Here is a 25,420-nt window from a genome sequence, read left to right on the forward strand (position 1 = left end):
TATGGAAAATATTTTTTTTCAAGAGATAGCAAGTTTTAAAAAACAACAGGGTTGTTCGTTACCCGATTCAACCAGGGCCAGGCGTTTTGTGCGTAAACTTTTTGAAGTATTGTTTATCTGCAGAAGCGAAGCAGATAATAATGAGTTTGAAATTCAATCGCAGTTAAAAAAATTAAAGCGGCAATTGCAATTATTATTATACCCGGTTTTGAATGAGGAGAAATACAGTGATGAACAAGCAAACTCATTTTTTAAAACCATCCCGGACTTGTATCAAAAATTATTGTTAGATGCACAAGCCATTTATGAAGCTGACCCTGCAGCAAAAAATATTAATGAAGTTTTAGTGGCGTATCCCGGTTTTTTTGCAATAGCGGCACACCGTATTGCCAACCAATTACACTTACAAAAAATTAATTTATTGCCCCGTATCATCAGCGAATATGCACACAGTAAAACAGGTATCGATATTCATCCCGGCGCAACTATTGGTCAATCCTTTTCAATTGACCATGGTACAGGTATTGTAATTGGCGAAACCGCTATCATTGGTAACAATGTAAAAATTTTTCAGGGTGTTACACTCGGTGCGTTAAGTGTACAAAAAGAAAAAGCAAGTGAAAAAAGACATCCGACCATTGAAGATAATGTAGTGATCTATTCTAATGCTACTATATTAGGTGGCGAAACTATTGTTGGTCACGACAGTGTAATTGGTGGTAACGTTTGGCTTACCAATGCAGTGCCGGCTTTTTCTGTAGTGTTTCAAAAAGCGGATGTAACCATACAGGATAAAAAATCTTTTTTAGAACCTTATAATTATTTTATTTAAAAAATTCAGATGAAAGCAAATAATATTTTAGCAACTATTGGCAATACGCCGCATGTAAAGATCAATCGTCTTTTTGGTAACGATCATGAAGTGTGGATCAAGTTAGAAAAAAATAATCCTGGTGCAAGTATTAAAGACCGCATTGCATTATCGATGATTGAAGATGCAGAAAGCAAAGGCCTGTTAAATAAAGACAGCGTAATTATTGAACCTACCAGTGGCAACACCGGAATTGGTTTGGCATTAGTGGCAGCAGTAAAGGGTTACAAAATTATTTTAGTAATGCCCGAAAGTATGAGCATTGAGAGACGCAGATTAATGAGCAGCTATGGTGCAACATTCGTTTTAACACCAAGAGAAAAAGGAATGAAAGGTGCAATAGAAAAAGCAAATGAACTGGCAGCCGAAACAAAAAATAGCTGGGTGCCACAGCAATTCGATAATCCTGCAAACACTGAGATACACCGCAAAACAACTGCATTGGAAATATTAAATGATTTTCCTGATGGATTGGATTATATCATAACAGGCGTGGGTACAGGCGGGCATATTACCGGTGTAGCAGAAATTTTAAAACCAAAATGGCCCGGCTTAAAAGTATTTGCAGTGGAGCCGGAATTATCACCAGTATTAAGTGGTGGTGCACCATCACCGCATCCGTTGCAGGGTATTGGTGCAGGCTTTATACCTTCTATTTTAAATACTGCAATTTTAGATGGTATTATACAGGTTAGTAAAGAGGAGGCCTACACGTATGCACAACGCATTGCAAAAGAAGAAGGTATTTTTGTTGGTGTTTCTACAGGTGCTTCTTTGGCGGCAGTTGCTAAAAAGATAAAAGAAATTCCTAATGGTTCAAAAGTATTGACGTTTAATTATGATACCGGGGAAAGATATTTGAGTATTGAGGGGTTGTATTAGCCCCTATCCCCTAAAGGGGAAAATGAAGAAGATAAAAGCGATGATTAAATTTTATAAAAAATATATCAAAATAAATACTGCTCCTTCAAGTTCGCTCTATTGGAGAGGGATTGGAATGAGGTTAAATGACAAACATAAGTAAACATACCGGCAAAGTAATTCTTGCCGCTGCAGGCTGCGGCGATCCGGAATTAATTACTGTAAAGGCTGCCCGCTTTTTACAACAGGCTGATATTGTTTTAACAGATAGGTTAGTTAGTGAAAAAATTTTAGAGGAATATGTGCAACCGGGCACTGAAATAATTTATGTTGGCAAACAATATAACAGGGATGCTTCTGTACAGCAACAGGAAATTTGTCAGCTGCTTTTAAAATATGCATTACAAAATAAATTAGTAGTAAGATTAAAAGGTGGCGATGTTTCTTTCTTCAGTAATATTTTAGATGAATTACAAATTTTAGTGGATAATAATATTCCTTACGAAGTAATACCCGGTGTAACGGCAGCTTCAGGTGCGGCGGCTTATGCTGGCATTCCGCTTACTGCAAGAGGCTACGCCACATCCGTAAGGTTTTTAACTTTTTATAAAAAAGATATTGTTACCGATGAATACTGGCAGGAATTGGCAGCAACAAAAGACACACTGGTTTTTTATATGAGCAGCGAAACACTAGATACCGTTGTTGAAAATTTAGTGCAACATAAAATTGATGCAGCTAAATTATTAGCAGTGGTGGAGCAGGCAACAACGCCGCAACAAAATATTTCTGTTACCGGTTTATACAATTACGATACTACTTTAAAAGGGAAAAAGTTTGCTTCTCCTACATTGGTAATTATTGGCAAAGTAGTAGCACTGCATAGCCAGTTTGCATGGCTGCAAAACAATCCTGGCGACGAAAATTATTTTACTTCTATAGATAAAAATATTAACCTTTTAAAAGTAAGTGAAGATGCTGGTGGAAAATAAATTTAAAATACTGTCTGACCTTATCAATGCTTCAAGTAATGAAGAATTGATATGGATGAATGGTTATTTGAATGGCATTGTAAAAAACAAAACTGTTCAGCAACCCGTAGTTACCGAAAGTGCAGCAAAAAAAATTACTATTGTTTACGGAACTGAAACAGGCAATTCAAAAAGATTAGCTACTGACTTTGCTGCCAAAGCAAAACAACATCATGTGCATGCAAAAGTGGTAGGGATGGATCAATACCGCCTTACCGATTTAACCAAAGAAGAATATTTACTGGCTGTTGTAAGCACCCACGGCGAAGGAGAGCCGCCTGCTGCAGCAAAAAAGTTTTACGATCATATTCATAATAACGGATTTAAGTTAGACAAATTAAAATATGGAGTGTTGGCATTGGGTGATACTTCTTACCCGCTGTTTTGCAAAACTGGTGAAGATGTAGATCTGCAGTTGAATAAATTAGGCGCTAACCGTTTTGTGCCTTTGCAAAAATGCGACCTGGAGTATGATGATGAAGCCAGCAACTGGTTTAATACTGTTTTAAAAAACTTAAATAATAAACAAAGCGAGGCAACAACAATAACTGCAGTTGTTGCACCTGTTGCTAAAAAAGGAAAACAAAGTTATACAGGTAAAGTATTAACAGTAATTAATTTAAATGACAAAGACTCTAACAAAGAAACTTATCATATAGAAATTGAAGCCGAAGGTTTGGAATACCAGTGTGGTGATTCTATTGGTATTATTGCAGAAAATGATTCACAGGTAGTTACTGATATTATTGCAACGGCAAATATTGATGGTAATAAAAGCCTTGAGTTTAAAAAAGAAAAATTTACTATTTACGAGTTACTGAAAAGAAAAATAAATATTATTCACTTAACTGAAAGATTAGTTAAACAATATGCGACAGCAACCGGTCATACTATTCCAGAAGGCCGTGCCGATTTACTGGAGCTGGTAAAAAAATATCCTGTAAAAAATACTACACAGTTTGAAGAAATATTAATTAGTCTTAATGCTGTTTCTCCGAGGTTATACACTATTGCCTCTTCACCAACTGCACACCAGGGCGAAGTACATATTGTTGTAGTAAAAGATACTTATACTGTAAATGATAAAAAAAGATTTGGTTTGTGTTCTGATTTCCTGAGCAAATTAAAATTAAACAGCAGTCAGCAATTTTTTGTGCAGCCCAATAAACGTTTTCGTTTGCCTGCAGAAAATAAAGATATTATTATGGTAGGTCCGGGTACAGGTATTGCTGCGTTCCGTTCATTTTTAGCAGAACGTGATGCCACCGGTGCCTCAGGAAGAAACTGGTTATTTTTTGGTGAGCAACATTTTGCAAGCGATTTTTTATACCAAACAGAGATTCAAAACTGGTTTGAAACTGGTGTACTGAATAAAATTAATTTGGCTTTCAGCAGAGATCAGCTAGAAAAAATTTATGTGCAGCATAAAATGCAGCAGCATGGCGCTGAATTATACGAATGGTTGAATGGCGGCGCTTCATTTTTTGTTTGTGGTAAAAAACACCCAATGAGTATTGATGTTGAAAATACATTGTTACAAATTATTGAACAGCACGGTAACAAAACTGCTGAAGAAGCAAAAAAATATTTGGAGCAATTAGAGGAAGAAGGAAGGTATGAGAAGGATGTGTATTAACCCCCTCCGACCCCTAAAGGGGGAACCAGCCCCTCTATCTCCCCAAAGGGGAGGAAATGGAGAAGATATTAGCGGAGATTGTTTCGTAGGGTGAGTCACTCCTTAAGAGTGGCTCACCCGGCCAAAGTAAACAGAAAGCTGCCATTTAAAATCAGCTCTGTAGGAGCTTAAGGTGGTTAGAAAAAAAATGTTTGTTTTTAATCGTTCCGTAGGAATCCCGATTATGATCGGGAGTGCTTTTTGCAAAACATAATTAAAGCTCAATAAAGATTTAATGTACAAGAGTGCGACGCCAATGAAGTTGAACAATGCTTCTCAGCCCGGCTCAAAAGAAAAAAATAATGGCAGAGAAAAATAATTTATCCGCAATTGAAAAAATAAAAGTGAATAGTGATGGTTTACGTGGCACTATTAAAGAAAGTTTAACCGATGAAATTACCGGCGCCATAAGAGAAGATGACCAGGCGGTAATAAAATTTCATGGCATGTACCAGCAGGATGACCGGGACAGAAGAGAAGAACGTGCCGAAAAAAAATTAGACCGTTTGTATTCTTTTATGATTCGTTTGCGGCTACCCGGCGGCTTTATTAGTGCACAAAAATGGATTGCTGCCAATGAAATTGCTGACGACAATTCTACCGGTGTAATAAAAATTACTACGAGGCAAACGATACAATTACATGGCATTGTAAAATCAAAAATAAAGCCAACAATAAGTGCTTTTAATAAAGCCAATTTAGATTCTATTGCAACCTGCGGGGATATTAACCGTAATGTAACCTGTGCATCGCACCCGGTGCAATCGCCGCTGCATGCAGAAATTTTTGGGTACGCCAGTAAGATCAGTGATTTACTTTTTCCAAAAACAAAAGCTTATTACGAGATTTGGATAGATGATGAAAAGATTGCTGATAAAAATGAAGAGGTGGATCCGTTATACCAAGATAGATACTTACCAAGGAAATTTAAAATTGGAATTGGCATTCCTCCCAATAACGAAGTGGATGTTTTAATAAATGACCTAGCATTGATCGCTATTATTGAAAATAATAAATTATCCGGATTTAATATTGCCATTGGTGGTGGTTTATCTGCAACGCATGGCAATGCACAAACTTATGCAAGGTTGGCAACTGTAATTGGTTTTGCAGATACAGAAGAAAAAGTTTTAAAAACTATTTACGATGTAGTAACCGTACAAAGAGATTTTGGCAATCGCAGCGATAGAAAATTAGCAAGACTTAAATATACAGTTGATAATTTAGGTGTAGAAAAATATAAAGAAGAAGTAGAAAAAAGAACAGGATTTAAACTGGAGCCTGCAAGGCCTTATACTTTTAATGAGAGAAAGGATTTTTATGGCTGGCATAAAAGCGATAAAGGACTTTGGTATTATACATTGTTTGTAGAAAATGGCAGGGTACTGGATGATGAAAAACTGGCCATGAAAACAGCGCTGTTAGAAATTGCCAAAACGGATGCCTGTAATTTTTTATTTACCAGCAGCCAGAATGTTATTATTAGTGATGTTGCGGAAACAGATAAAGCAACCATTAATAAAATCTTAGATGATTTTAAATTAATTGAACACACTGAAAATGCTTCTTTGCTACGTAAAAATTCGATTGCATGTGTAGCATTACCTACCTGCCCGTTAGCATTGGCAGAGGCACAACGCTATTTGCCGGAATTGATTGATAAGATTGAACCATTGCTGGATAAAAATGAACTAAGTAATGAAGATATTATTTTACGCATGACGGGTTGCCCTAATGGTTGTGGCAGAAGTGCTGCAGCAGAAATTGGTTTTATTGGCACCGCACCCGGCAAATACAATTTGCACCTGGGTGGAGATAATGAAGGGCAAAGACTGAATAAAATTTATAAAGAAAATTTAGAGGAAGCGGAGATATTATCTGAACTTGACAGTTTATTTGCTTTATATAAAAAAGAAAAAAATAGTGGTGAAACATTTGGTGATTTTTCTATGAGAAAAGAATGGGTGTAAAGGGCAATGGTGAATAGTGAATGGTCAATAGTCAATGGTCAATCATAAACTTTAAGTTTTACAAACTGACATTCCAGAATTACCGTAGATACTAATAGTTAAGAGGCTTCATTTTTTGTTTTTTTAAGGCATCCTGCAAAACAGGATGCCTTTTTATTTATGATGATACTCATTTTAACTGCTGACTGCCGTCATCAGCACTGCTTTAATTTACTGATAGTTTTACGCTTTATACAACAGCTATGACTATTGACACTTCCTTATTGAACAAATACAATGTGCCAGTACCACGGTATACCAGCTATCCCACAGTTCCTTTCTGGAACGAAGGCATTGATGTGACACAATGGAAAAATATTTTTCAGCAGCAGTTTACAGCAGCTAACAGCAAAGAAGGTATCAGTTTGTATTTGCATTTACCTTTCTGTGAATCGTTATGTACTTACTGCGGTTGTAATAAAAAAATTACCGGTAATCATAGGGTGGAAGAAGTGTACATGCAGGCCATTGCAAAAGAGTGGGCATTGTATGTTGAGTTGATGGATGAAAAACCTGTAATAAGAGAATTGCATTTAGGTGGTGGCACACCCACTTTTTTTTCGTCGGAAAATTTAAAAAAGTTATTGGATATCATTTTTGAAAAATCAATTATTCATCCCGATCATGAATTTAGTATTGAAGGACATCCAAATAATACCACTATTTTTCATTTACAAACTTTATATAATGAAGGATTTCGCCGGGTGAGCTATGGTGTACAGGACACCGATCCGGAAGTGCAAAAAATTATAAACAGAATTCAACCAGTTGAAAATGTACAGCGGGCTACCGATTCCGCAAGAGCAGTTGGTTTTAAATCGGTAAATTTCGATTTGATCTATGGCCTGCCTTTGCAAACTTTAAAAAGTTTACAAAAAACCATTGAACAAACTATTGCCATGCAACCCGACCGCATTGCATTTTACAGTTATGCTCATGTACCGTGGACCAGCCGTGGCCAAAGATTATTTGATGAAAATGATTTGCCTTCTGCGGAAGATAAAATGAAATTATATCAATTGGGAAAAAAATTATTGTTAGAAAATGGTTACCATGATATTGGCATGGATCATTTTGCACTGGCGACAGATGATTTATACATTGCTAAATTAGATGGCAGCCTGCACCGGAATTTTATGGGCTATACCACACAACATACTAAATTATTATTAGGCCTTGGTGTTTCCAGTATTAGCGATGCAGGGGTAGCATACGCACAAAACGAAAAAACATTGCATGATTATTATGCTGCTATAGAAAAAAATGAATTACCGTTACGGCGTGGTTATTTTCTTACTGAGGAAGACGTGGCTTTTAAACAATATATTTTAGACATCAGTTGCAAAGGCAAAACGTTTTTTAAAAAAGAACATCTTGCTTTATTAAGAAAATACAGTTTTGCTGAATTGGAAAAACTGGAAGCAGATCAATTATTAAATTGGAACGAAGAAGGTGTAACCATAACAGCGTTAGGCAATAGTTTTATCCGTAATATTTGCAGGGCATTCGATTTGCACTTGTGGCGGAATCAAAAAGAAACTGCTGTTCCCAGGTTTAGCAATGCTATTTAATTTTATTTTTTTGTCCGGATGATTTTATAAATTTTAATAGCGCTCATTAATGCTATTGTAAAAAGTGCAAGACCAATTATTCCCCACAACCAGCTGATATTATCTTTTACTGTTACGATCATAACAATGGCAATTAAAAAAATTGTAGCTACTTCATTCCATACCCTTAATTGATTAGAAGTGTATTTAAAAATGCCTTTCATTTCGTCGCTGTAAATTTTTTGTAACGTAAAATGATAGGCGTACAACCCTGCAACAAAACCCAGTTTTATCCATAACCATTGAGGAATAGCAGTGTACATGGAAGTGACCCATCCACCAAAAATTATAGTGAGTATGGCAGATGGCCAGGTAATACCGAGCCACAAGCGTTTGATCATTATCCCAAATTGCTTTTGTAAAATTTCTTTTTCAACTCCTTCCTTCTCTCCTGCTTCGGTGTTATAAATAAATAACCGTACAATATAAAACATGCCGCTAAACCAGGTAACGATAAAAATTATGTGCAGTGCTTTAATGTAGTTGTAGAGCATTTTTTGGATGTATGATGTTGGATGGCTGATGTATGATTTTAGTTATTTATTGTTGTAAGCTTGATCAATTAATAATGAGAGGATTTTATCTGCATCCAAAATTAATTAGTATTCATGTAACAAATATAATCCTGTCAGCCTGAGCTTGTCGAAGGCGGATTGCAACAGATGAACCTTTTTCGACAACACTGATTATCTAACTATCTACCTTGTAAAATCATTTCCTCATTTCCTTGTTTTGTCTCCTTCACCCATTTCTCCAGCGTATTTACCCATAACGCATTTGTATTTAAACAAGGTATCATTTTATAAGAAATGCCACCGGCTTCCATAAAACTTTCTTTTCCACGTTCTTCAATTTCTTCTAAAGTTTCTAAACAATCGCTTACAAAAGCCGGGCAAAGCACCAACAATTTTTTAATCCCTTCTTTGGGCATTTGCTCTAAACGAATATCGGTAAAAGGTTGCAGCCAACCCTTGCCTAATCTTGATTGAAAAGAAATGCTGAATTTTTCTTTAGATATGTGCAAAGCATCTGTAACTAATTTAGTGGTAACAAAACATTGGTGGCGGTAACATTTGCTGTGTGCCGGCGAAGCTACATTGCAACAATCATTGACCTGCATGCAATGGCTTTTCGTGTCATCCGTTTTTTTTAAGTGCCGTTCCGGTATGCCGTGGTAGCTAAACAATATATGATCGTACTCTTCATTTAAAAAAGGTTTTATATTTTCTGCCATGGCAGTGATATAATCCGCTTCATCAAAAAATGGTTTTATAAAATTTAATTTAAAAGGATAATTATTTTTTGTATGAATTTCTTTTGCGTAATCTACTGCCGTTTCGTAAGAAGCCATGGCATAATGCGGATATAATGGAATGGCTAAAACTTCTTCCAGCCCTGGCTGACGTTTCATTAAATTATCATAGGCCATTGCAGGTGTCGGATTGCCGTAACGCATAGCAATTTCAATGGGCTCATCTACATATTGCTGCAGCTCCTGTTGCAATTGTTGTGTCAATACAATTAATGGAGAACCTTCATTCGTCCAGATGGTGCGGTAGGCCTCTGCCGATTTTGGCGCACGAAAGGGCACAATAATTCCCTTTACCAATAAAAACCGCAGCAGGTAAGGCACATCAATTACTTTTCCATCCATTAAAAATTCATTTAAATAGCGCCTTACATCTTTAACCGATGTAGTATCCGGTGAACCCAGGTTCATTAAAACAATACCTCTTTTAGTTGCCATAAATAAAAAATATTTTCAAAATTAACCCCTGGCGTCTTTAAAAGTTCAATTACTTTTAAAATTGCCGTAAATGAAAGTACAATTCATCCACGTATTGACGCATTTGTTCCGTTATGATTTTGATCACCACCTCAATTGATTACAATCAGTTGGTAAAATGACAATGTAATGACACAGAAATTAGTTTACACGCTGAGGTGAAAGTATTTTTGTGGTATTAAAATTTCAATGGTTTTATTCCAATGGGTCCACTTCAACAAACAGACATATCAAATTTTTTTGTAGCAGGTATCAACTACAAAAAAACAGATGCCGCTTTACGTGGGCAGTTTGCCATAAGTAACGAGCAATATGCAAAGCTGCTTACCATGGCGCCTTTATATAATGTGCATGAATTATTTGTAATATCTACCTGCAACCGTACCGAAATTTATGGTTTTACCGAAAACGTTACCGACTTGTGTAAATTGTTATGTACACAAACTCAAGGTTCGGTTGAAATTTTTAATGAAATTGCTTACATAAAAAATGATAAAGAAGCCATCCGTCATTTGTTTGATGTGGCTGCCGGATTAGATTCTCAAATTTTAGGCGATTACGAAATTGTGGGGCAGTTAAAGCAGGCCGTTAAATTCTCCCGCCAGCATAATTTTATTGGTGTTTATTTAGACAGGCTGGTGAATGCTGTTTTACAATCTTCTAAATTAATTAAAACCAATACAGGTTTAAGCGGTGGTACAGTTTCTGTTTCTTTTGCTGCAATTCAATTTATAAAAGAAAAAGTTGCAAGTATTGCAGGTAAAAAAATATTATTGATAGGTACCGGAAAAATTGGCCGCAATACCTGTAAAAATCTGGTAGATTATTTACAAACAAAAAATATCACCCTCATCAACCGTACCGAAAGTAAAGCGGAAGAACTGGCCAATGAATTGGGATTACAATTTGCCTCGGTAGAAGATCTTCCCAATCAGGTGGAGGAAGCGGATATTATTTTAGTAGCTACCAATGCAGACGAGCCGGTTATTTTACAATCGCATCTTTTAAATAAAGGCCATAAAATTATTATCGATCTGTCTATACCCTGCAATGTTGAAAAAACAGCACAGGATTTAAAGAATATTATTTTAGTTAATGTAGATGATCTTTCTAAAATTAAAGATGCTACGCTGCATAAAAGAGAAGCAGAAATACCCAAAGCAGAAGACATCATTAAGGAACAGATTTTTGAATTTTTAGAATGGCACGAAATGCGTAAAAACGTTCCGTTATTAAAAGCAGTTAAAAATAAACTGTATGCCATGCACAACTGCGAATTATATATCAGTTACTTTGCCAAACAAAATACACCACCGGTTACACCAACCATTACCGATCTTAAAATTCAAAAAGTAATTAATGGTATGGCAGTAAACATGCGTAATCAAAATCAGCGTGGCTGCAATTACATTACTGCCATTAATGAATTTATTGCTACCGGTACAAATTAAAGCACATGGGCAAAGTTATTCGCATTGGAACTAGAGAAAGCCAGCTGGCTGTTTGGCAGGCTACCAAAGTGCAGCAATTATTATTACAAAATAATTTTCCCTCGGAATTAGTTTTTATAAAAAGTGAAGGCGATATTGATTTGCAAACACCATTGTACGAAATGGGAGTACAGGGAATTTTTACAAAAAGTTTAGACATTGCCCTGCTGCATAATAAAATTGATATTGCCGTACACTCTATGAAAGATGTGCCCACACAAATGGCGAAGGGCATTGTGCAGGCAGCGGTGTTAGAAAGAGCATCGTACAAAGATCTTTTAGTGTACAAAGGTCAATGGTCAATGGTCAATGGCGAATGGACCATGCCCGATAAAAACGAATTGAACATTGCTACCAGCAGTACAAGACGTAAAGCTCAATGGTTAAATAAATTCCCTTTGCATCAAATACATAATCTTCGTGGCAATGTAAATACCCGTTTAATAAAATTACAGGAAGAAAATTGGGATGCTGCAATCTTTGCCGCAGCGGGGTTAGAAAGAATCAATCTCCGTCCGCAAAATAGCATTGAATTGGATTGGATGTTACCGGCACCGGCACAAGGCGCCATCATGGTAGTTTGCAGGGAAGCTGATGATTTTTGTTTGGATGCTTGCAATAATTTCAATCATACAGATACTGCCATCTGTACAAAAATTGAAAGAGATTTTTTAAGACAATTATTAGGCGGTTGTTCTACTCCTATCAGTGCATTGACCACAGTAAAAGATAACGAACTCATTTTTAAAGGCAATATTTTATCGGTTGATGGTAAAGAAAAAGTTACTGTTGAGAAAACAGTTTTTATTAATGAATCAAACGATTTAGGAAAAATTGCTGCTACCTGGTTATTACAAAACGGCGGACAAAAAATTGCCGATCGCATTCGCAATGGAACAAAATAACATCAACATATTATGTACAAGGCCACTAAATATTTTTTTGGTTGAGGATGCGAAAGCAGCTGGTATTGTTATTGATGAAATTTCTTTTATAGAAACTGAACCTATACAAACTATAGAAGTGCAACAGGAAATTGAACAGGCGTTGCTTTTATCAACTACAGTAGTTTTTACCAGCATGAATGCGGTGGATGCAGTTGTAATTTGGCAGCAAGAGCAACAGCCCGACTGGAATATTTATTGCATGGGTACTACCACCAAAAAATTAGTTGCCGAAAATTTTGGCGAAGCAAATATTGCAGGCACAGCAAATTCCGCTGCTGAACTGGCAGAGTTAATTGCAGAAGATCGTTTTATTGATAAAGTTATTTTCTTTTGCGGCGATCAGCGGAGGGATGAGTTGCCCGAAATACTGGAGCAAAATAATATTGAAGTAAATGAAATTATCGTTTACCAAACTATTGAAGTGCCGCATAAAATAACCAAGCCTTATCATGGCATACTTTTTTTCAGCCCCAGTGCTGTGGAAAGTTTTTTTAAAACAAATACCGTTACAGCGCAAACAATTTTGTTTGCCATTGGTAATACAACAGCAACAGCAATTAAAAAATTCACTAACAATAAAATACTCATCAGCGACCAGCCGGGAAAAGAAAACCTGGTGAAGAAGATGATGGAATATTTTACGTGATATCTGATTTGGGATGTATGATTTGGGATGTATGATGTCTGACATAAAGAAGTCATCTGCAAAATCTATCTCACATCAGCAATCAAACATCAGAAATCAGACATTTTAAGTTATACATCAGAAATAAAAATTTATGCTACAAAACGATTTATTACTTCGGGCTTTAAGAAATGAAAAAGTTGAACGTCCGCCTGTATGGATGATGCGGCAGGCCGGTAGATATTTGCCCGACTACATTAAGCTGAGAAATAAATATGATTTTTTTACCCGTGTGCAAACACCGGATCTGGCAACACAAATTACTTTGCAACCTGTTGACCAGGTGGGTGTAGATGCTGCCATCATCTTCAGTGATATTTTAGTTATACCGCAGGCCATGGGTTTGGAAGTTTTGATGGAAGAAGGCAAAGGCCCGTCTTTACCCAAAACAATTAAAACAAAAAATGATATTGATGCATTAATAATTGATGGTACCGAAGAAAGTTTAAGTTATGTGATGAATGCATTAAGTCTTACAAAAAAAGAATTGAATGGCCGTGTGCCATTAATTGGTTTTGCCGGTGCCCCATGGACGATTTTGTGTTACATGATTGAAGGCAAAGGAAGTAAAACATGGGATAAAGCAAAACAGTTTGCTTATACCGAAACAGCATTGGCTCATCAGCTGTTGCAAAAAATTACTACCATCACTATTCAATATTTAAAAGCACAGGTAAAAGCCGGTGCCGATACGGTGCAGGTTTTTGATAGCTGGTCGGGCTCATTAAGTCCGGCAGATTTTAAAATTTTTGCACAACCTTATTTATTACAAATCGCAGATGCATTAAAAGATGATGCACCAGTAATTTTATTTCCAAAGGGGAGCTGGTACGCATTAAAAGAGTTGAGTGAAAGCAGTGCAGCTGGCATTGGTATCGATTGGTGTGTGGCGCCCCAATTAGCAAGAGAATTAACCGGCAATAGAATTACCTTGCAGGGCAATTTTGATCCTGCAAAATTATTAGCGCCCATTCCTGAAATTAAGAAAGCTGTAAAGGAAATGATCGATGCATTTGGCATTCAAAATTATGTAGCTAATTTGGGGCATGGCATTACACCCAATGTTCCGGTTGATCATGCCAAAGCATTTGTGGATGCGGTGAAGGAATATGAAAGTAAAAAGTAAAAAATCAAAAGTCAAAATGATGATTTTTTAATTTTGACTTTTAACTTTTGAATTATTTATGAGCGCAAAAGAAAATTGGATTGAGATTATTCACAATATGCAAAATAAAATTTGTGCTGCATTAGAATTATGTGATGGCAAAGCAACATTTACAGAAGACAAATGGGAACGGCCCGAAGGTGGTGGTGGCAAAACAAGAGTGATAGCGAACGGAAATGTTTTTGAAAAAGGTGGTGTAAATACTTCTATAGTTTTTGGGGATGTAACAGAGGCGATGAAAACCCAATTAAAAATTGATGGTGCAAAATGGTTTGCCTGCGGTTTAAGTATTGTGCTGCATCCTGTAAATCCATTTGTACCAACTGTGCATTGCAATTACAGGATGTTTGAATTGTACAATGAAAAAGAAGAAGTGATGGACACATGGTTTGGCGGTGGAACAGATTTAACTCCATATTATTTATTTAAGGAAGACGCTAACCATTTTCATCAAACTTATAAAAATACCTGCGATGCATTTGATGCAACTTTCTATCCAGCATTTAAAAAAAACTGCGACAACTATTTTGTAAACTGGCACCGCAATGAAGAGCGCCGTGGTATTGGTGGAATTTTTTACGATTATCAGCGCCCCGATGAAACTAAAGATGTACATTTTTGGATGAGATTTGGTAAAACATGCGGCGATGCATTTATAGAAGCCTACGTTCCCATTGTTGAAAAAAGAAAAGCAACAGCATATACTGCCGCAAACAAATACTGGCAGGAAATAAGAAGAGGCCGCTATGTAGAATTTAATTTGGTACACGACCGTGGTACCCTCTTTGGCTTAAAAACAAATGGCCGTACAGAAAGTATTTTAATGAGCTTACCGCCAACCGTGAGATTTGAATACAATTATCAACCTGTATATGGAACCGAAGAATATAAAATACAGGAAGCATGTTTGCATCCAAGAGAGTGGTTAGCTGCGATTACCGAAGAAGAAAAAAATGCGTGGGCAAAAAAATCGAACTCTTGCTAAAACCCTGACGGCGGCTGCAAGCCCCGTCAGCGGTTGATTGAAATAATTACTAAAATAAATTTTATGTATTTGCAAAGAAGAAACAGGATTTTACGTCAGTCACCCGCTATCAGAAGTTTAGTAAGTGAAACAATTTTAACTCCAAACGATTTTATCGTTCCTCTTTTTATTACGGAAGGAGAAAATATAAAATTGGAAATTGCTTCCATGCCTAATTATTACCGCCACAGTTTAGACAACACAGTTAAAGAAGTAAAAGAATTGTGGAGTATGGGATTAAAATCAGTTTTACTTTTTGTAAAATCGAAAGACGAATTAAAAGACAATAAAGGAACAGAAGCGTTGAACCCAAATGGTTTGATGCAAAGAAGTATTAAAGCTATAAAAGATGTAGTGCCCGAAATGCTGGTGATGACGGATGTTGCACTCGATCCATTTTCATCTTACGGTCATGATGGTATTGTAGAAAACGGACAAATTGTAAATGATGTTACAGTAGAAGTATTAGCACAAATGAGTGTAAGCCATGCGCATGCCGGTGCCGATTTTGTAGCACCCAGCGATATGATGGATGGCCGCATTGGCGCTATTAGAAAAGCATTGGAAGAAAATAATTTTACCAATACCGGCATCATGGCCTACAGTGCAAAATATGCCTCTTGTTTTTACGGGCCCTTCCGTGATGCACTGGACAGTGCTCCCGGTTTTGGTGATAAAAAAACTTACCAGATGGATTACAGCAACCGTATTGAAGCGGTGAAAGAAGCATTGATGGATATTGAAGAAGGCGCAGATATTGTAATGGTAAAACCAGGCTTACCTTATTTGGATATTGTAAGAGAAGTAAAAAATGCTGTCAACGTTCCCGTGAGTGTATATAATATCAGCGGCGAATATGCCATGATAAAAGCTGCCGCAAAAATGGGCTGGATAGATGAAGACAAAGCAATTTTAGAAACCTTAACGTCAATAAAAAGAGCAGGAGCAGATTTGATTGCGACGTATTTTGCAAAAGATGCGGTAAAGCTACTGGGTTAATTCTCACGCAAAGCCGCTAAGCGGCAAAGGGGCAAATCTTTGCGTCTTTTTTTCTTTGTTTCTTTGCGTGAAAATTTTTGCAAGACAATAAAAAGATTACGAAAAAAATAATTCCCCATGCATACAAAAAGCGAAAAACTATTTGAAAGAGCTAAAAAATCTATCCCAGGAGGTGTAAACTCTCCCGTTAGAGCATTTAAAAGTGTAGGCGGCACACCCGTATTTATGCATAGCGCTAAAGGCGCTTATTTATTTGACGTAGATAATAATAAGTACATTGATTACATCGCATCGTGGGGACCAATGATCTTAGGCCATGCATACGAACCGGTAGTAAAAGCCATACAGGAACAAGCATTAGGCTCTACTTCTTTTGGTGCACCTACTTTATTGGAAATTGAAATGGCCGAACTCATCATTGGCATGGTGCCCAATGTAGATCTGATAAGAATGGTAAGCAGTGGCACTGAAGCCTGCATGAGTGCCATCCGTTTGGCAAGAGGTTATACCGGAAAAAATAAAATAATAAAGTTTGAAGGACACTATCACGGCCATGCAGATTCATTTTTAGTAAAAGCCGGCAGTGGTGTAGCAACATTAAATATTCAAACAGTGCCGGGTGTAACTGCCGGTGTAGCCAATGATACATTAACTGCAGCATTCAATAATTTAGAAGCAGTAAAAGAATTAGTAGCACAAAATAAAAATGAAATTGCAGCAATAATTGTAGAACCTGTTGCAGGCAACATGGGTTGCATTTTACCGGCACCCGGTTTTTTAGAAGGCTTAAGAAAAATTTGTGATGAAGAAAATATTGTTTTCATTTTTGATGAAGTGATGACAGGTTTTAGACTGGCAGCAGGTGGTGCACAACAAAAATTAAACATCAAAGCCGATTTAGTTACTTACGGAAAAGTTATTGGCGGCGGCTTGCCGGTGGGTGCATTTGGTGGCAAAAAAGAAATTATGCAGCACATTGCGCCGTTGGGTAATGTGTACCAGGCCGGCACACTAAGTGGCAATCCTATTGCAATGATAGCAGGTTTTACCATGCTTACTGAATTAAAAAATAATCCATCTATTTATACGGAGCTGGAAGAAAAAACAATTTATTTAAAAAATGGTTTGCAAGAAGTGTTGAAAGCATGGGGGCGGCCTTATGTCATCAACCAGTTTGGTTCCATGATTAGTATTCATTTCAGCGATCATGAGGTTACGGATTTTGCAACTGCAGCATCCGCCAATAATGAGTTGTTTAAAAAATATTTTCATGCCATGCTGAAAAGAGGCATTTATTTACCGCCGTCTGCATTTGAAAGCTGGTTCCTCAATAACGCACTCTCCTATGCCGATCTGGATGAAACGATCAGCAAAACCAAAGAAAGTTTAGCGGAACTAAGCTGATTTTACTACAGCAATTCAACTATTAAAAATATTTTTTAATTAGTCTACTAAATTGGTAGGAAATTAGTATTTTTGTTTTCCTGTTTTTTTACTTTAAGCATAATACAGGTGTGTTAGTTTATGGCTGCAAACAGGAGCATATTTTTTATGGTATCAGTATTAATTTCTTTTAAAGCTTTTGCCCAAAGGCCGTCAACCGGCATTTGGCTTAATGTACAGTTGCCGCTGCATATAAATAACAGGTGGCAAATGCCCACCGATTTTAATTACAGAACCTTAGGAACTACACCAACAGCATTGCAGCAGCTGCACCGCATTGGACTGAGGTATAATTTTACTAAGAATTGGAGTGTAGCAGTTGGCGCCGCAGCTGCTCATACACGTACCACTTTTTCAAAACAAAATAATGAATTTGCAAAAGAATTTCGTTACTGGCAGGAAGTAAATTATAAAACAGCGCTTACAAATACTTTGCAAACGCAAATAAGGATAAGAACAGAACAACGTTTTTTTTCTGCCACCAGTACCAAAGCAGCATTTCATGCATTTCGTTACAGGATAAAACCACAGTTAGTACAAAAATTTTCCGAAAAATGGGGTTTACTTATTGCAGATGAATATATGCAGCAACATGCTAACAACAAATGGTCGTTCGATCAAAACCGGCTTATCGTAAATGGATTGTATTATTTTAATAAGACTGCACAATTACAGGCAGGCTATATGTGGTTGCGCTGGCCTGCACATTCATCCCAGCATATTTTAACCCTTTCATTTTTAAAAACAATTTCATTGCATGCAAAGCAGTAATAATTTATTTCCCATTTTTCTTAAGTTAGAAAACTTATCGGTGCTTATTGTTGGCGGTGGCTATGTGGGTTTAGAAAAACTAGACGCTGTTATCAGCAACTCTCCTGCAACTAAAATCACTTTAGTCGCCACACAAATAAGCGATGCCATTAAAGAAATTGCAATACAATATCCCAATATTATTTTAAAAGAGAAACCCTATCACATAAGTGATATAGCTGATAACGATATTATCATTGCTGCCATTAATGAAACTGCTATCAGCACACAAATTGTAACTGATGCTAAAAGCAAAAAAATATTAGTTAATGCTGCAGATAAGCCCGACCTGTGTGATTTTTATTTAAGTTCTGTTGTAAGAAAAGGAAATCTAAAAATTGCGATTAGCACCAATGGCAAATCACCCACCATTGCAAAAAGAATTAAGGAAGTATTAAACGAAACTTTTCCGGATGAAATTGATGACCTGTTAAACAACATGCAAAATGTACGCAATAAATTGAGTGGCGATTTTACAGAAAAAGTAAAACAGCTTAATGAGCTAACAAAAAAACTTACAGAAAATAACAGTAATGCTTAATCAAACAACGGAAGAAACAATAGAAGAGATAACCCATTCGCAGGATGTGGTGGCAACAGAGCAGGAGTTTACTTCTTCCAGAAGAAAAGTATTTAATAAATATATGGTGGCCATAACTATTGTGGCGCTCATTGCATTATTCACTTATCTTTTTTTATCTGCAGCACAGCTTACAACACTGCAGGCAGCATTACATAAAGACAATTATTTATTTTACTGGATGCTGTTAGTTGGTTTTTTTGCAGAAATTGTTGCAGGCTCTATGGGTATGGGTTATGGCGTAATATGCACCACCATTTTATTAATTTTAAATGTGCCGCCGCCTGTAATCAGCGCCAGCATTCATTCTGCCGAATCTTTTACCAGTGCTGCTGGCACTATCAGCCACTGGCAATTAGGAAATGTAAATAAAAAATTAGCAAAAGCATTAGCCATCCCTGCAATTATTGGTGCCGTAATAGGGGCACTGGCCCTTAGTTATGTTGGGGATCGCTATGCAAAAATAACCAAACCATTTATTGCAGTGTACACCATGTATCTGGGTATAAGAATTCTACAAAATGCTTTTCAAAAAAAAGAAACCAATCAAAAAAAGAAACCCACAAAAATTACAGTTCTTGGTTTAATTGGCGGTTTTATTGATTCATTTGGCGGCGGTGGTTGGGGACCGTTAGTAACAGGCACTTTTATAAAAAATGGACATACACCCCGGTATGTAATTGGCAGTTCTACTTTTGCAAAATGTATTTTAACTGTAGCAAGTGCAATCACATTCATCTTCACTATTGGTATTCATCATTGGAATATTGTTGCAGGTTTATTAATTGGAGGCATAATAACTGCCCCGTTTTCGGCAATGCTAACGTCAAAACTTCCGGTTAAAAAAATGTTTGTTGCAGTTGGTATTGTAGTTATTGCCATGAGTTTAATTACAATTTACAGGGCAATTTTTTTGTAAAAGCCCCTATCTACGCCGCGGCGGAGGAAATGGAGGAGGCTATGGTTTAATTTTTTGGGGCCAAGCCATAAATCAATGTTCAACTTCATTGGCGTCGCACTCTTGTACGACATAACAATATTCAACTTTTATTAAAGCGTAGATTGAAACTCTTATAAAATTATGGAACCAAAACCTACATACTCTTTACAGGCATTAATAAAGTATTTTTTAAAGTTAGGCAGCACGGGTTTTGGCGGCCCCGTTGCATTAGTGGGTTACATGCATAAAGATTTGGTAGAAAATAAAAAATGGGTTTCAGAAGATCAGTATAAACAAGGCCTTGCGTTGGCACAATTAGCACCGGGACCACTTGCTGCTCAGTTAAGTATTTATTTAGGCTTTGTACATTACCGTATTATTGGCGCAACACTTGCAGGCATTGCTTTTGTAATACCATCTTTTATAATGGTGGTACTGCTGGGTATTGCCTATAAATTATTTGGCGGCCTCTCGTGGATGCAGGCAGTTTTTTATGGTGTTGGCGCAGCTGTAATTGGAATAATAATTATCAGCTCTTATAAACTAACTGTAAAATCTATTGGTAAGTTTAATTTACAATCATTTAAAACTAATTGGCTGCTGTGGTTATTTTTTTTAGCGGCGGCTGCAGTAACATTTATTACGGAGCAAGAAAATATTTTGGTGTTTATTACAGCAGGTGTGATATACATGTTTGTAAAAGCACCGCCAAAAATTACCAGTAATAAATTAGCCAGCGGTTTTGTCTTATTGCAGATCGGTTTTTGGGATTTTCAATATTCTACGCTGCAAAAAATTGCTATCTTCTTTACAAAAGCAGGCGCATTTGTTTTTGGCAGCGGCCTGGCTATTGTTCCTTTTTTACATGCAGGTGTTGTAACAGAAAATCATTGGCTCACCGAACAACAATTTTTAGATGCCGTTGCTGTTGCTATGATAACTCCCGGCCCGGTAGTTATTACGGTTGGCTTTATTGGTTATCTCGTTGCCGGTTTTCCCGGCGCATGTGTTGCAGCTCTTGCAACTTTTTTACCCTGTTATTTATTTACCATTATTCCTGCCCCTTACTTTCATAAAATTGCAAAAAACAAACCGGTAAAAGCTTTTGTAGATGGCATTACAGCTGCGGTTGTTGGTGCTTTAGTGGGTGCGGTAATTGTAATAGCCAAAAGAAGTATTACAGATATTCCCACAGCAACCATCGCCATTGCTGCAATATTTGCCTTACTTTACATAAAGAAAATACAGGAGCCGTATATTATTCTGGCGGCAGCAATTATCGGAATTTTTATTAAAATTATTTTATGAACAGAAAAAACTTTTTAACATCCGGCGCATTAGCAGGCGCTGCAACTTTAATAGGCACCAACAATGCCTTTGCAAATAATTTAACCAATAACGATATTGACAAATTGGTGGATGCCAACGGTAATTACATTCTTCAGCCTTTACCTTACAACGAAAATTTTTTAGAACCTTATATGGATTCAGAAACCATGCACCTGCATTACACTTTTCATCATGGCGGTGCGGTAAAAGGTGCTAATAAAGATCTGCAGATGATTAAAAAAGCAATGGACGAAAATAATTTAGAAACGGTGGATTACTGGACAAAAAAATTATCCTACCATTTTTCTTCTCATGTATTGCATTCAATTTTCTGGACAAATCTTACCAACAAAAAAAATGATCCTAAAGGTGAATTATTAAAACGTATTGAAAAAAACTTTGGCAGCTATGATAAATTAAAAGCATTAATTGCTGAAACTTCTAAAAATGTGGATGGCAATGGCTGGGGTATTTTAGCTTATCAGCCTTACAGCGACAGCCTTACCGTTTTGCAATGCGAAAACCACGAAAAAATTACGCAGTGGGGCGCTATCCCTTTATTAGTTATTGATGTTTGGGAACATGCCTACTATTTAAAATACAAAAACAAACGTACCGATTTTGTTGATGCCTTATTCAACATCATCAATTGGGATAATGCTGCACAACGTTTGGAAACCGCAATCAAGATAACCAAATAGTATTTTTACGAATCAAAATTTATGGTATAAAAATATTTTTAAAATAAAAGTCTATAATTTTGGTGGACTAATAAGAATGCCTTTATCTTTGCAAACAAATATTAAGTTAATGAAACAGAATAACCTTAGGCTTTCCTCTCCTTTAAGAATGCAACGATATAGCCATCGAATGCAATTCATCCAGCTTTAAAATTTTTTACTTAATTAGTCTATAAATTTAATAGACTTTAATAAACAACTTATACCAACTCATTATTATGAAAAAAAATACAGTATTTCTGTTAGCAGTATTACCCCTTTTTACCCTGGCGCAACTTAATGGCGCTTTAATATTAAGTGGCCGTGTAGTAGGTGAAAACCATGAGGGGCTGCCATCGGCAAGTATTTCCATCAAAGGAACATCTATTGGTACTATCACCGATTCTACAGGAACATTCTCTTTAGTAATTAATCAAAAATTACCTTTTACAATAGTTATTTCTTCCATTGGTTTTTCGCCGCAAGAACTGGAAGTTAAAAATTCCAATACCAAATTAGCTATTCAATTAACATCGCAAACATTTTTAGCTAATGAAGTGGTGGTAACAGCAAGCCGTACTTCAGAAAAAATATTAAAGTCGCCGGTAAGCATAGAAAAGTTAGACCTTAAAGCATTGAAAGAAACGCCTGCTGCATCTTTTTATGATGCATTGGGTAATGTAAAAGGTGTGCAGCTTACCACATCTTCTATCACCTTTAAAGTACCCAATACCCGTGGATTTAATATCCCCAATAATTTTCGCTTTATGCAACTGGTGGATGGTATAGACATGCAGGCGGCTACATTAGGCGTTCCCTTAGGCAATGCCATTGGCCCTACAGAACTGGATATACAAAGTATTGAAATTACACCCGGTGCAGCTTCTGCATTATACGGCATGAATGCCATTAATGGTTTAGCCAATCTTATTACAAAAAACCCTTTTAAAACACAGGGGCTAAGTGTTTTTCAGCGTACAGGTATTAACCATGTGGATGGCAAAGACCATGACCCAAGTTTGTTAACCGAAACAGCCATTCGCTATGCAAAAGCATTTAAAAATAAATTTGCATTTAAAATTAATGCCAGCTATTTAAAAGGTACCGACTGGATATCCAATACACGTTTAGATCAAAATCCAAACAATAAAAACTCAGCCAATCCAACTTATACTGCTCTGGATGGCGTTAATAATATTGCTTTTGATGGGTGGAATAAATATGGTGATGATGCCTTACAATTAAGTAATACAGTTTCTGTTACCGGTTTAAACATTGATGGTGTTACCAACAGAACTTTAACAGTTGCCCGTACCGGCTATTGGGAAAACGAATTAGTTGATCCCAATGTAGATAATTTAAAAGCAGATATTGCTTTACACTATAAATTCAACCCAAAAACAGAAATTGCTTACACTTACCGCATTGGTAAAATGGATGGTGTTTTTCAAAGAGGCAATAAAGTTAAGTTGGATGATGTGGTGGTACAAAACCACCAGGTAGAATTAAAGGGCAGCAACTTTACTGTTAAGGCTTATGTTACAAAAGAAAACACCGGTAATTCATACAATGTAAAACCCCTGGCAGATAATTTAGATTTATATACCGGTGGCAGTGCCAGCTTATGGAATGCAAAATATAAAACTGCACTAAATGCTTACGCAGCTGCAAACGGTGGCGCATTAACTTCTGCAAATCTTGCTGCTGCAACTGCTTATGCAAGGCAGGAGGCAGATGCCAGCCGTGCTGTACCGGGTACACAACGCTTTAACAGTATAAGAGACTCTATTGTAAAAATAAATAACTGGGATATTAAATCAAGTACTATACCAGATGCACCGGTAACGGGTGGCGCCGCATTGATACAAAAAAGCAATCTGTATCATATAGAAGGGCAACTGGATTTAACCAAACAGGTAAAATATTTTAATTTACTGGTAGGGGCCGATGCCCGTGTGTATGAATTAATTCCGGATGGCAACAACTTTGTTGACTTTACACGTGCCATTGCCGACAGAAATAAAGTATTAGCTGATGGCAGCTTTGGTAAGAATACTTATTATAAAAAAATTGGCGCATTTGCACAAATAACCAAAACATTTTTTGATGAGAAATTAAAACTATGGGGATCTGTAAGGGCAGATTATAATCCTGAATTTCAGGTAAAATTCACACCCCGTATTGCAGCAGTATATACTGCAAGCGAAAAACATAATTTCCGTTTTACCTTTCAGCAGGGTTACCGTTTTCCGGCATTATTTGAAGCACTGAGTTATGTAAACAACGGCAGGGTAAAGAGAGTGGGCATTTTACCAATCATTAACGAGGGATTGGGTTTTCGTGAAAACAGTTATACACAGCCATCTGTAGCCGCATTTAATGCCGCAGTAAAAGCTGGAGGCAATACAGATGCCGCAGCATTGGACAATAAAAATTTATTACAGGTAGCAAATCTGCCGGATGGCAGGCCCGAAGGCATTAATTCTTTTGAAATTGGTTATAAAGCAGTGCTATTTGACAACAAAGTTTTTATTGATGCAGATGCTTATGCAAATGTGTATGATGGATTTTTGGGACAGGTACAGGTGTATGTTCCCAAAGGGGAAACCGTGGGCAGCGATGCAGCAGTAATTGCAATGATTGACAGAAACAGAGATGCAACAACTGCAAGCGGTGGCAATGCAACCAGTAAAGGCCAGGAGCGTTACCGTGTTTATACCAATACAAAAAATAAATACACCACTTATGGTTCATCATTAGGACTGACTTATAATTTTTATAAAACATTTACTATCTCCGGCAACTTTAATTATAATGATATTAAAGGCAATAACACACCTGATCTTTTTGTAACAGGTTTTAACACACCAAAATTTACTACCAACATTTCTTTTGGTAACAGGGCCATTACAAAAAATATCGGATTTAATATTGTATGGAAATGGCAGGACAGTTTTCTTTGGGAAAGCCCGCTGGTTACGGGAGCTGTTGCTGCAATTAATAATATAGATGCACAAATTACTTATCGTTTACCTGCAGTAAAATCAACTATAAAACTGGGAGGATCTAATATTTTAAACAACAGGTACTATCAATATGCAGGCGGCCCAACAATTAGTGCATTGTATTATGCAGCCATAACAATTGATGGTTTGCTGAATAAATAATTCAACACACTAAACTAAAACGATTATTTCTTAGAGCATAGCAATCGTTACAACGGCGTTCTTATTCCTAGGAATGCCCTATACAGCTCTGGCCTTTGGTGGCTGCATAATTTCATAAATTACTGATAGTGGTTCGAATCCACTCGGAGCATCAAAAAGAAAATATAAAATAAATACAGTCGTGTGGCCGAGTGGTAAGGTACAGGTCTGCAAAACCTTTTACGGTGGTTCGAATCCACCCACGGCGTCTTAAAAAATATTTTTAATTGCAATTGCTTA

General features: G+C 36.8%; 21 protein-coding genes and 1 tRNA gene. 20 read left to right on the forward strand and 2 right to left on the reverse strand.

All coding sequences use genetic code 11. The features are described 5' to 3' along the window. Position 1: 1 nt before the first annotated feature. From epsC to hemN, 6 genes are all read left to right on the forward strand, one after another. Positions 2 to 832, forward strand: a complete 831-nt coding sequence (gene epsC / locus ACY651_RS13230) for a serine O-acetyltransferase EpsC (RefSeq protein ID WP_462253489.1) — start codon at positions 2 to 4, stop codon at positions 830 to 832. Between the two features lie 9 nt (positions 833 to 841). Further along, positions 842 to 1,753: a cysteine synthase A gene (gene cysK, locus ACY651_RS13235; RefSeq protein ID WP_462253491.1), complete on the forward strand. Its 912-nt coding sequence runs from the start codon at positions 842 to 844 to the stop codon at positions 1,751 to 1,753. A gap of 125 nt (positions 1,754 to 1,878) precedes the next feature. Next, positions 1,879 to 2,724 (forward strand): uroporphyrinogen-III C-methyltransferase, encoded by an 846-nt coding sequence (cobA, locus tag ACY651_RS13240; RefSeq protein ID WP_462253493.1) that lies wholly within the window; start codon positions 1,879 to 1,881, stop codon positions 2,722 to 2,724. After that, complete coding sequence (locus ACY651_RS13245; RefSeq protein ID WP_462253495.1) at positions 2,708 to 4,399, forward strand: diflavin oxidoreductase; 1,692 nt, start codon at positions 2,708 to 2,710, stop codon at positions 4,397 to 4,399. The genes cobA and ACY651_RS13245 overlap by 17 nt, the downstream gene beginning before the upstream one ends. A gap of 308 nt (positions 4,400 to 4,707) precedes the next feature. Further along, complete coding sequence (locus tag ACY651_RS13250; protein WP_462253497.1) at positions 4,708 to 6,408, forward strand: NADPH-dependent assimilatory sulfite reductase hemoprotein subunit; 1,701 nt, start codon at positions 4,708 to 4,710, stop codon at positions 6,406 to 6,408. 242 nt (positions 6,409 to 6,650) lie between these two features. Beyond that, positions 6,651 to 8,018, forward strand: a complete 1,368-nt coding sequence (gene hemN / locus ACY651_RS13255) for an oxygen-independent coproporphyrinogen III oxidase (protein WP_462253499.1) — start codon at positions 6,651 to 6,653, stop codon at positions 8,016 to 8,018. Between the two features lie 2 nt (positions 8,019 to 8,020). Here the strand turns inward: hemN and ACY651_RS13260 are convergent, their stop codons facing one another. After that, on the reverse strand, positions 8,021 to 8,551 hold the full coding sequence (locus tag ACY651_RS13260; RefSeq protein ID WP_462253501.1) for a CopD family protein: 531 nt from the start codon (positions 8,549 to 8,551) through the stop codon (positions 8,021 to 8,023). 200 nt (positions 8,552 to 8,751) lie between these two features. Beyond that, positions 8,752 to 9,804, reverse strand: a complete 1,053-nt coding sequence (gene hemH / locus ACY651_RS13265; RefSeq protein WP_462253503.1) for a ferrochelatase — start codon at positions 9,802 to 9,804, stop codon at positions 8,752 to 8,754. Positions 9,805 to 10,046: 242 nt separating this feature from the next. On the opposite strand from hemH, the gene hemA reads away from it, so the two are divergent. The 14 genes from hemA to ACY651_RS13335 all read left to right on the forward strand — a co-directional run bounded on the left by hemA (position 10,047) and on the right by ACY651_RS13335 (position 25,389). Further along, positions 10,047 to 11,294 (forward strand): glutamyl-tRNA reductase, encoded by a 1,248-nt coding sequence (gene hemA / locus ACY651_RS13270; protein ID WP_462253505.1) that lies wholly within the window; start codon positions 10,047 to 10,049, stop codon positions 11,292 to 11,294. A 5-nt stretch (positions 11,295 to 11,299) separates the two neighbouring features. Then, on the forward strand, positions 11,300 to 12,238 hold the full coding sequence (gene hemC / locus ACY651_RS13275) for a hydroxymethylbilane synthase (RefSeq protein ID WP_462253507.1): 939 nt from the start codon (positions 11,300 to 11,302) through the stop codon (positions 12,236 to 12,238). Next, entirely contained in the window at positions 12,207 to 12,926 is a 720-nt protein-coding gene (locus ACY651_RS13280; protein WP_462253509.1) for a uroporphyrinogen-III synthase, read from the forward strand. The genes hemC and ACY651_RS13280 overlap by 32 nt, the downstream gene beginning before the upstream one ends. A 133-nt stretch (positions 12,927 to 13,059) precedes the next feature. Next, positions 13,060 to 14,091: a uroporphyrinogen decarboxylase gene (gene hemE / locus ACY651_RS13285; RefSeq protein ID WP_462253511.1), complete on the forward strand. Its 1,032-nt coding sequence runs from the start codon at positions 13,060 to 13,062 to the stop codon at positions 14,089 to 14,091. A gap of 58 nt (positions 14,092 to 14,149) precedes the next feature. Further along, the gene (gene hemF, locus ACY651_RS13290; RefSeq protein ID WP_462253513.1) at positions 14,150 to 15,115 is read left to right on the forward strand and encodes an oxygen-dependent coproporphyrinogen oxidase; all 966 of its coding nucleotides are present in this window, start codon (positions 14,150 to 14,152) and stop codon (positions 15,113 to 15,115) included. A gap of 63 nt (positions 15,116 to 15,178) precedes the next feature. After that, a complete protein-coding gene (hemB, locus tag ACY651_RS13295) occupies positions 15,179 to 16,153 on the forward strand; it encodes a porphobilinogen synthase (protein ID WP_462253515.1) in 975 nt (324 codons plus the stop codon). Between the two features lie 117 nt (positions 16,154 to 16,270). Continuing rightward, positions 16,271 to 17,557, forward strand: coding sequence for a glutamate-1-semialdehyde 2,1-aminomutase (gene hemL / locus ACY651_RS13300; protein WP_462253517.1), 1,287 nt, complete (start codon positions 16,271 to 16,273; stop codon positions 17,555 to 17,557). Between the two features lie 147 nt (positions 17,558 to 17,704). Continuing rightward, on the forward strand, positions 17,705 to 18,367 hold the full coding sequence (locus ACY651_RS13305; RefSeq protein WP_462253519.1) for a DUF2490 domain-containing protein: 663 nt from the start codon (positions 17,705 to 17,707) through the stop codon (positions 18,365 to 18,367). After that, the gene (locus ACY651_RS13310; RefSeq protein WP_462253521.1) at positions 18,354 to 18,947 is read left to right on the forward strand and encodes a precorrin-2 dehydrogenase/sirohydrochlorin ferrochelatase family protein; all 594 of its coding nucleotides are present in this window, start codon (positions 18,354 to 18,356) and stop codon (positions 18,945 to 18,947) included. The genes ACY651_RS13305 and ACY651_RS13310 overlap by 14 nt, the downstream gene beginning before the upstream one ends. Continuing rightward, on the forward strand, positions 18,940 to 19,905 hold the full coding sequence (locus ACY651_RS13315) for a sulfite exporter TauE/SafE family protein (RefSeq protein ID WP_462253523.1): 966 nt from the start codon (positions 18,940 to 18,942) through the stop codon (positions 19,903 to 19,905). The genes ACY651_RS13310 and ACY651_RS13315 overlap by 8 nt, the downstream gene beginning before the upstream one ends. 162 nt (positions 19,906 to 20,067) lie before the next feature. Continuing rightward, positions 20,068 to 21,234: a chromate transporter gene (locus ACY651_RS13320; RefSeq protein ID WP_462253525.1), complete on the forward strand. Its 1,167-nt coding sequence runs from the start codon at positions 20,068 to 20,070 to the stop codon at positions 21,232 to 21,234. Further along, the gene (locus tag ACY651_RS13325; protein ID WP_462253527.1) at positions 21,231 to 21,956 is read left to right on the forward strand and encodes a superoxide dismutase; all 726 of its coding nucleotides are present in this window, start codon (positions 21,231 to 21,233) and stop codon (positions 21,954 to 21,956) included. Before ACY651_RS13320 ends, ACY651_RS13325 begins: the two co-directional genes overlap by 4 nt. Before the next feature lie 257 nt (positions 21,957 to 22,213). Then, positions 22,214 to 25,141: a TonB-dependent receptor gene (locus tag ACY651_RS13330; RefSeq protein WP_462253529.1), complete on the forward strand. Its 2,928-nt coding sequence runs from the start codon at positions 22,214 to 22,216 to the stop codon at positions 25,139 to 25,141. A gap of 177 nt (positions 25,142 to 25,318) precedes the next feature. Continuing rightward, positions 25,319 to 25,389: transfer RNA gene (locus ACY651_RS13335), tRNA-Cys, on the forward strand. Positions 25,390 to 25,420 lie beyond the last annotated feature (31 nt).

Source organism: Ferruginibacter sp., from assembly GCF_031391665.1.
In the GTDB taxonomy this organism is placed as follows: domain Bacteria; phylum Bacteroidota; class Bacteroidia; order Chitinophagales; family Chitinophagaceae; genus Ferruginibacter.

Excerpts from the sequence above, each read along its gene's own strand:
- ACY651_RS13315 (WP_462253523.1), top strand. The coding sequence starts at position 18,940 with ATGCTTAATCAAACAACGGAAGAAACAATAGAAGAGATAACCCATTCG.
- hemN (WP_462253499.1), top strand. The coding sequence starts at position 6,651 with ATGACTATTGACACTTCCTTATTGAACAAATACAATGTGCCAGTACCA.
- ACY651_RS13305 (WP_462253519.1), top strand. The coding sequence starts at position 17,705 with ATGGTATCAGTATTAATTTCTTTTAAAGCTTTTGCCCAAAGGCCGTCA.
- hemA (WP_462253505.1), top strand. The coding sequence starts at position 10,047 with ATGGGTCCACTTCAACAAACAGACATATCAAATTTTTTTGTAGCAGGT.
- hemH (WP_462253503.1), bottom strand. The coding sequence starts at position 9,804 with ATGGCAACTAAAAGAGGTATTGTTTTAATGAACCTGGGTTCACCGGAT.
- cobA (WP_462253493.1), top strand. The coding sequence starts at position 1,879 with ATGACAAACATAAGTAAACATACCGGCAAAGTAATTCTTGCCGCTGCA.
- hemE (WP_462253511.1), top strand. The coding sequence starts at position 13,060 with ATGCTACAAAACGATTTATTACTTCGGGCTTTAAGAAATGAAAAAGTT.
- cysK (WP_462253491.1), top strand. The coding sequence starts at position 842 with ATGAAAGCAAATAATATTTTAGCAACTATTGGCAATACGCCGCATGTA.
- ACY651_RS13330 (WP_462253529.1), top strand. The coding sequence starts at position 22,214 with ATGAAAAAAAATACAGTATTTCTGTTAGCAGTATTACCCCTTTTTACC.
- ACY651_RS13260 (WP_462253501.1), bottom strand. The coding sequence starts at position 8,551 with ATGCTCTACAACTACATTAAAGCACTGCACATAATTTTTATCGTTACC.
- hemL (WP_462253517.1), top strand. The coding sequence starts at position 16,271 with ATGCATACAAAAAGCGAAAAACTATTTGAAAGAGCTAAAAAATCTATC.
- ACY651_RS13325 (WP_462253527.1), top strand. The coding sequence starts at position 21,231 with ATGAACAGAAAAAACTTTTTAACATCCGGCGCATTAGCAGGCGCTGCA.
- ACY651_RS13310 (WP_462253521.1), top strand. The coding sequence starts at position 18,354 with ATGCAAAGCAGTAATAATTTATTTCCCATTTTTCTTAAGTTAGAAAAC.
- ACY651_RS13320 (WP_462253525.1), top strand. The coding sequence starts at position 20,068 with ATGGAACCAAAACCTACATACTCTTTACAGGCATTAATAAAGTATTTT.
- hemB (WP_462253515.1), top strand. The coding sequence starts at position 15,179 with ATGTATTTGCAAAGAAGAAACAGGATTTTACGTCAGTCACCCGCTATC.
- ACY651_RS13250 (WP_462253497.1), top strand. The coding sequence starts at position 4,708 with ATGCTTCTCAGCCCGGCTCAAAAGAAAAAAATAATGGCAGAGAAAAAT.
- ACY651_RS13245 (WP_462253495.1), top strand. The coding sequence starts at position 2,708 with ATGCTGGTGGAAAATAAATTTAAAATACTGTCTGACCTTATCAATGCT.
- hemC (WP_462253507.1), top strand. The coding sequence starts at position 11,300 with ATGGGCAAAGTTATTCGCATTGGAACTAGAGAAAGCCAGCTGGCTGTT.
- epsC (WP_462253489.1), top strand. The coding sequence starts at position 2 with ATGGAAAATATTTTTTTTCAAGAGATAGCAAGTTTTAAAAAACAACAG.
- hemF (WP_462253513.1), top strand. The coding sequence starts at position 14,150 with ATGAGCGCAAAAGAAAATTGGATTGAGATTATTCACAATATGCAAAAT.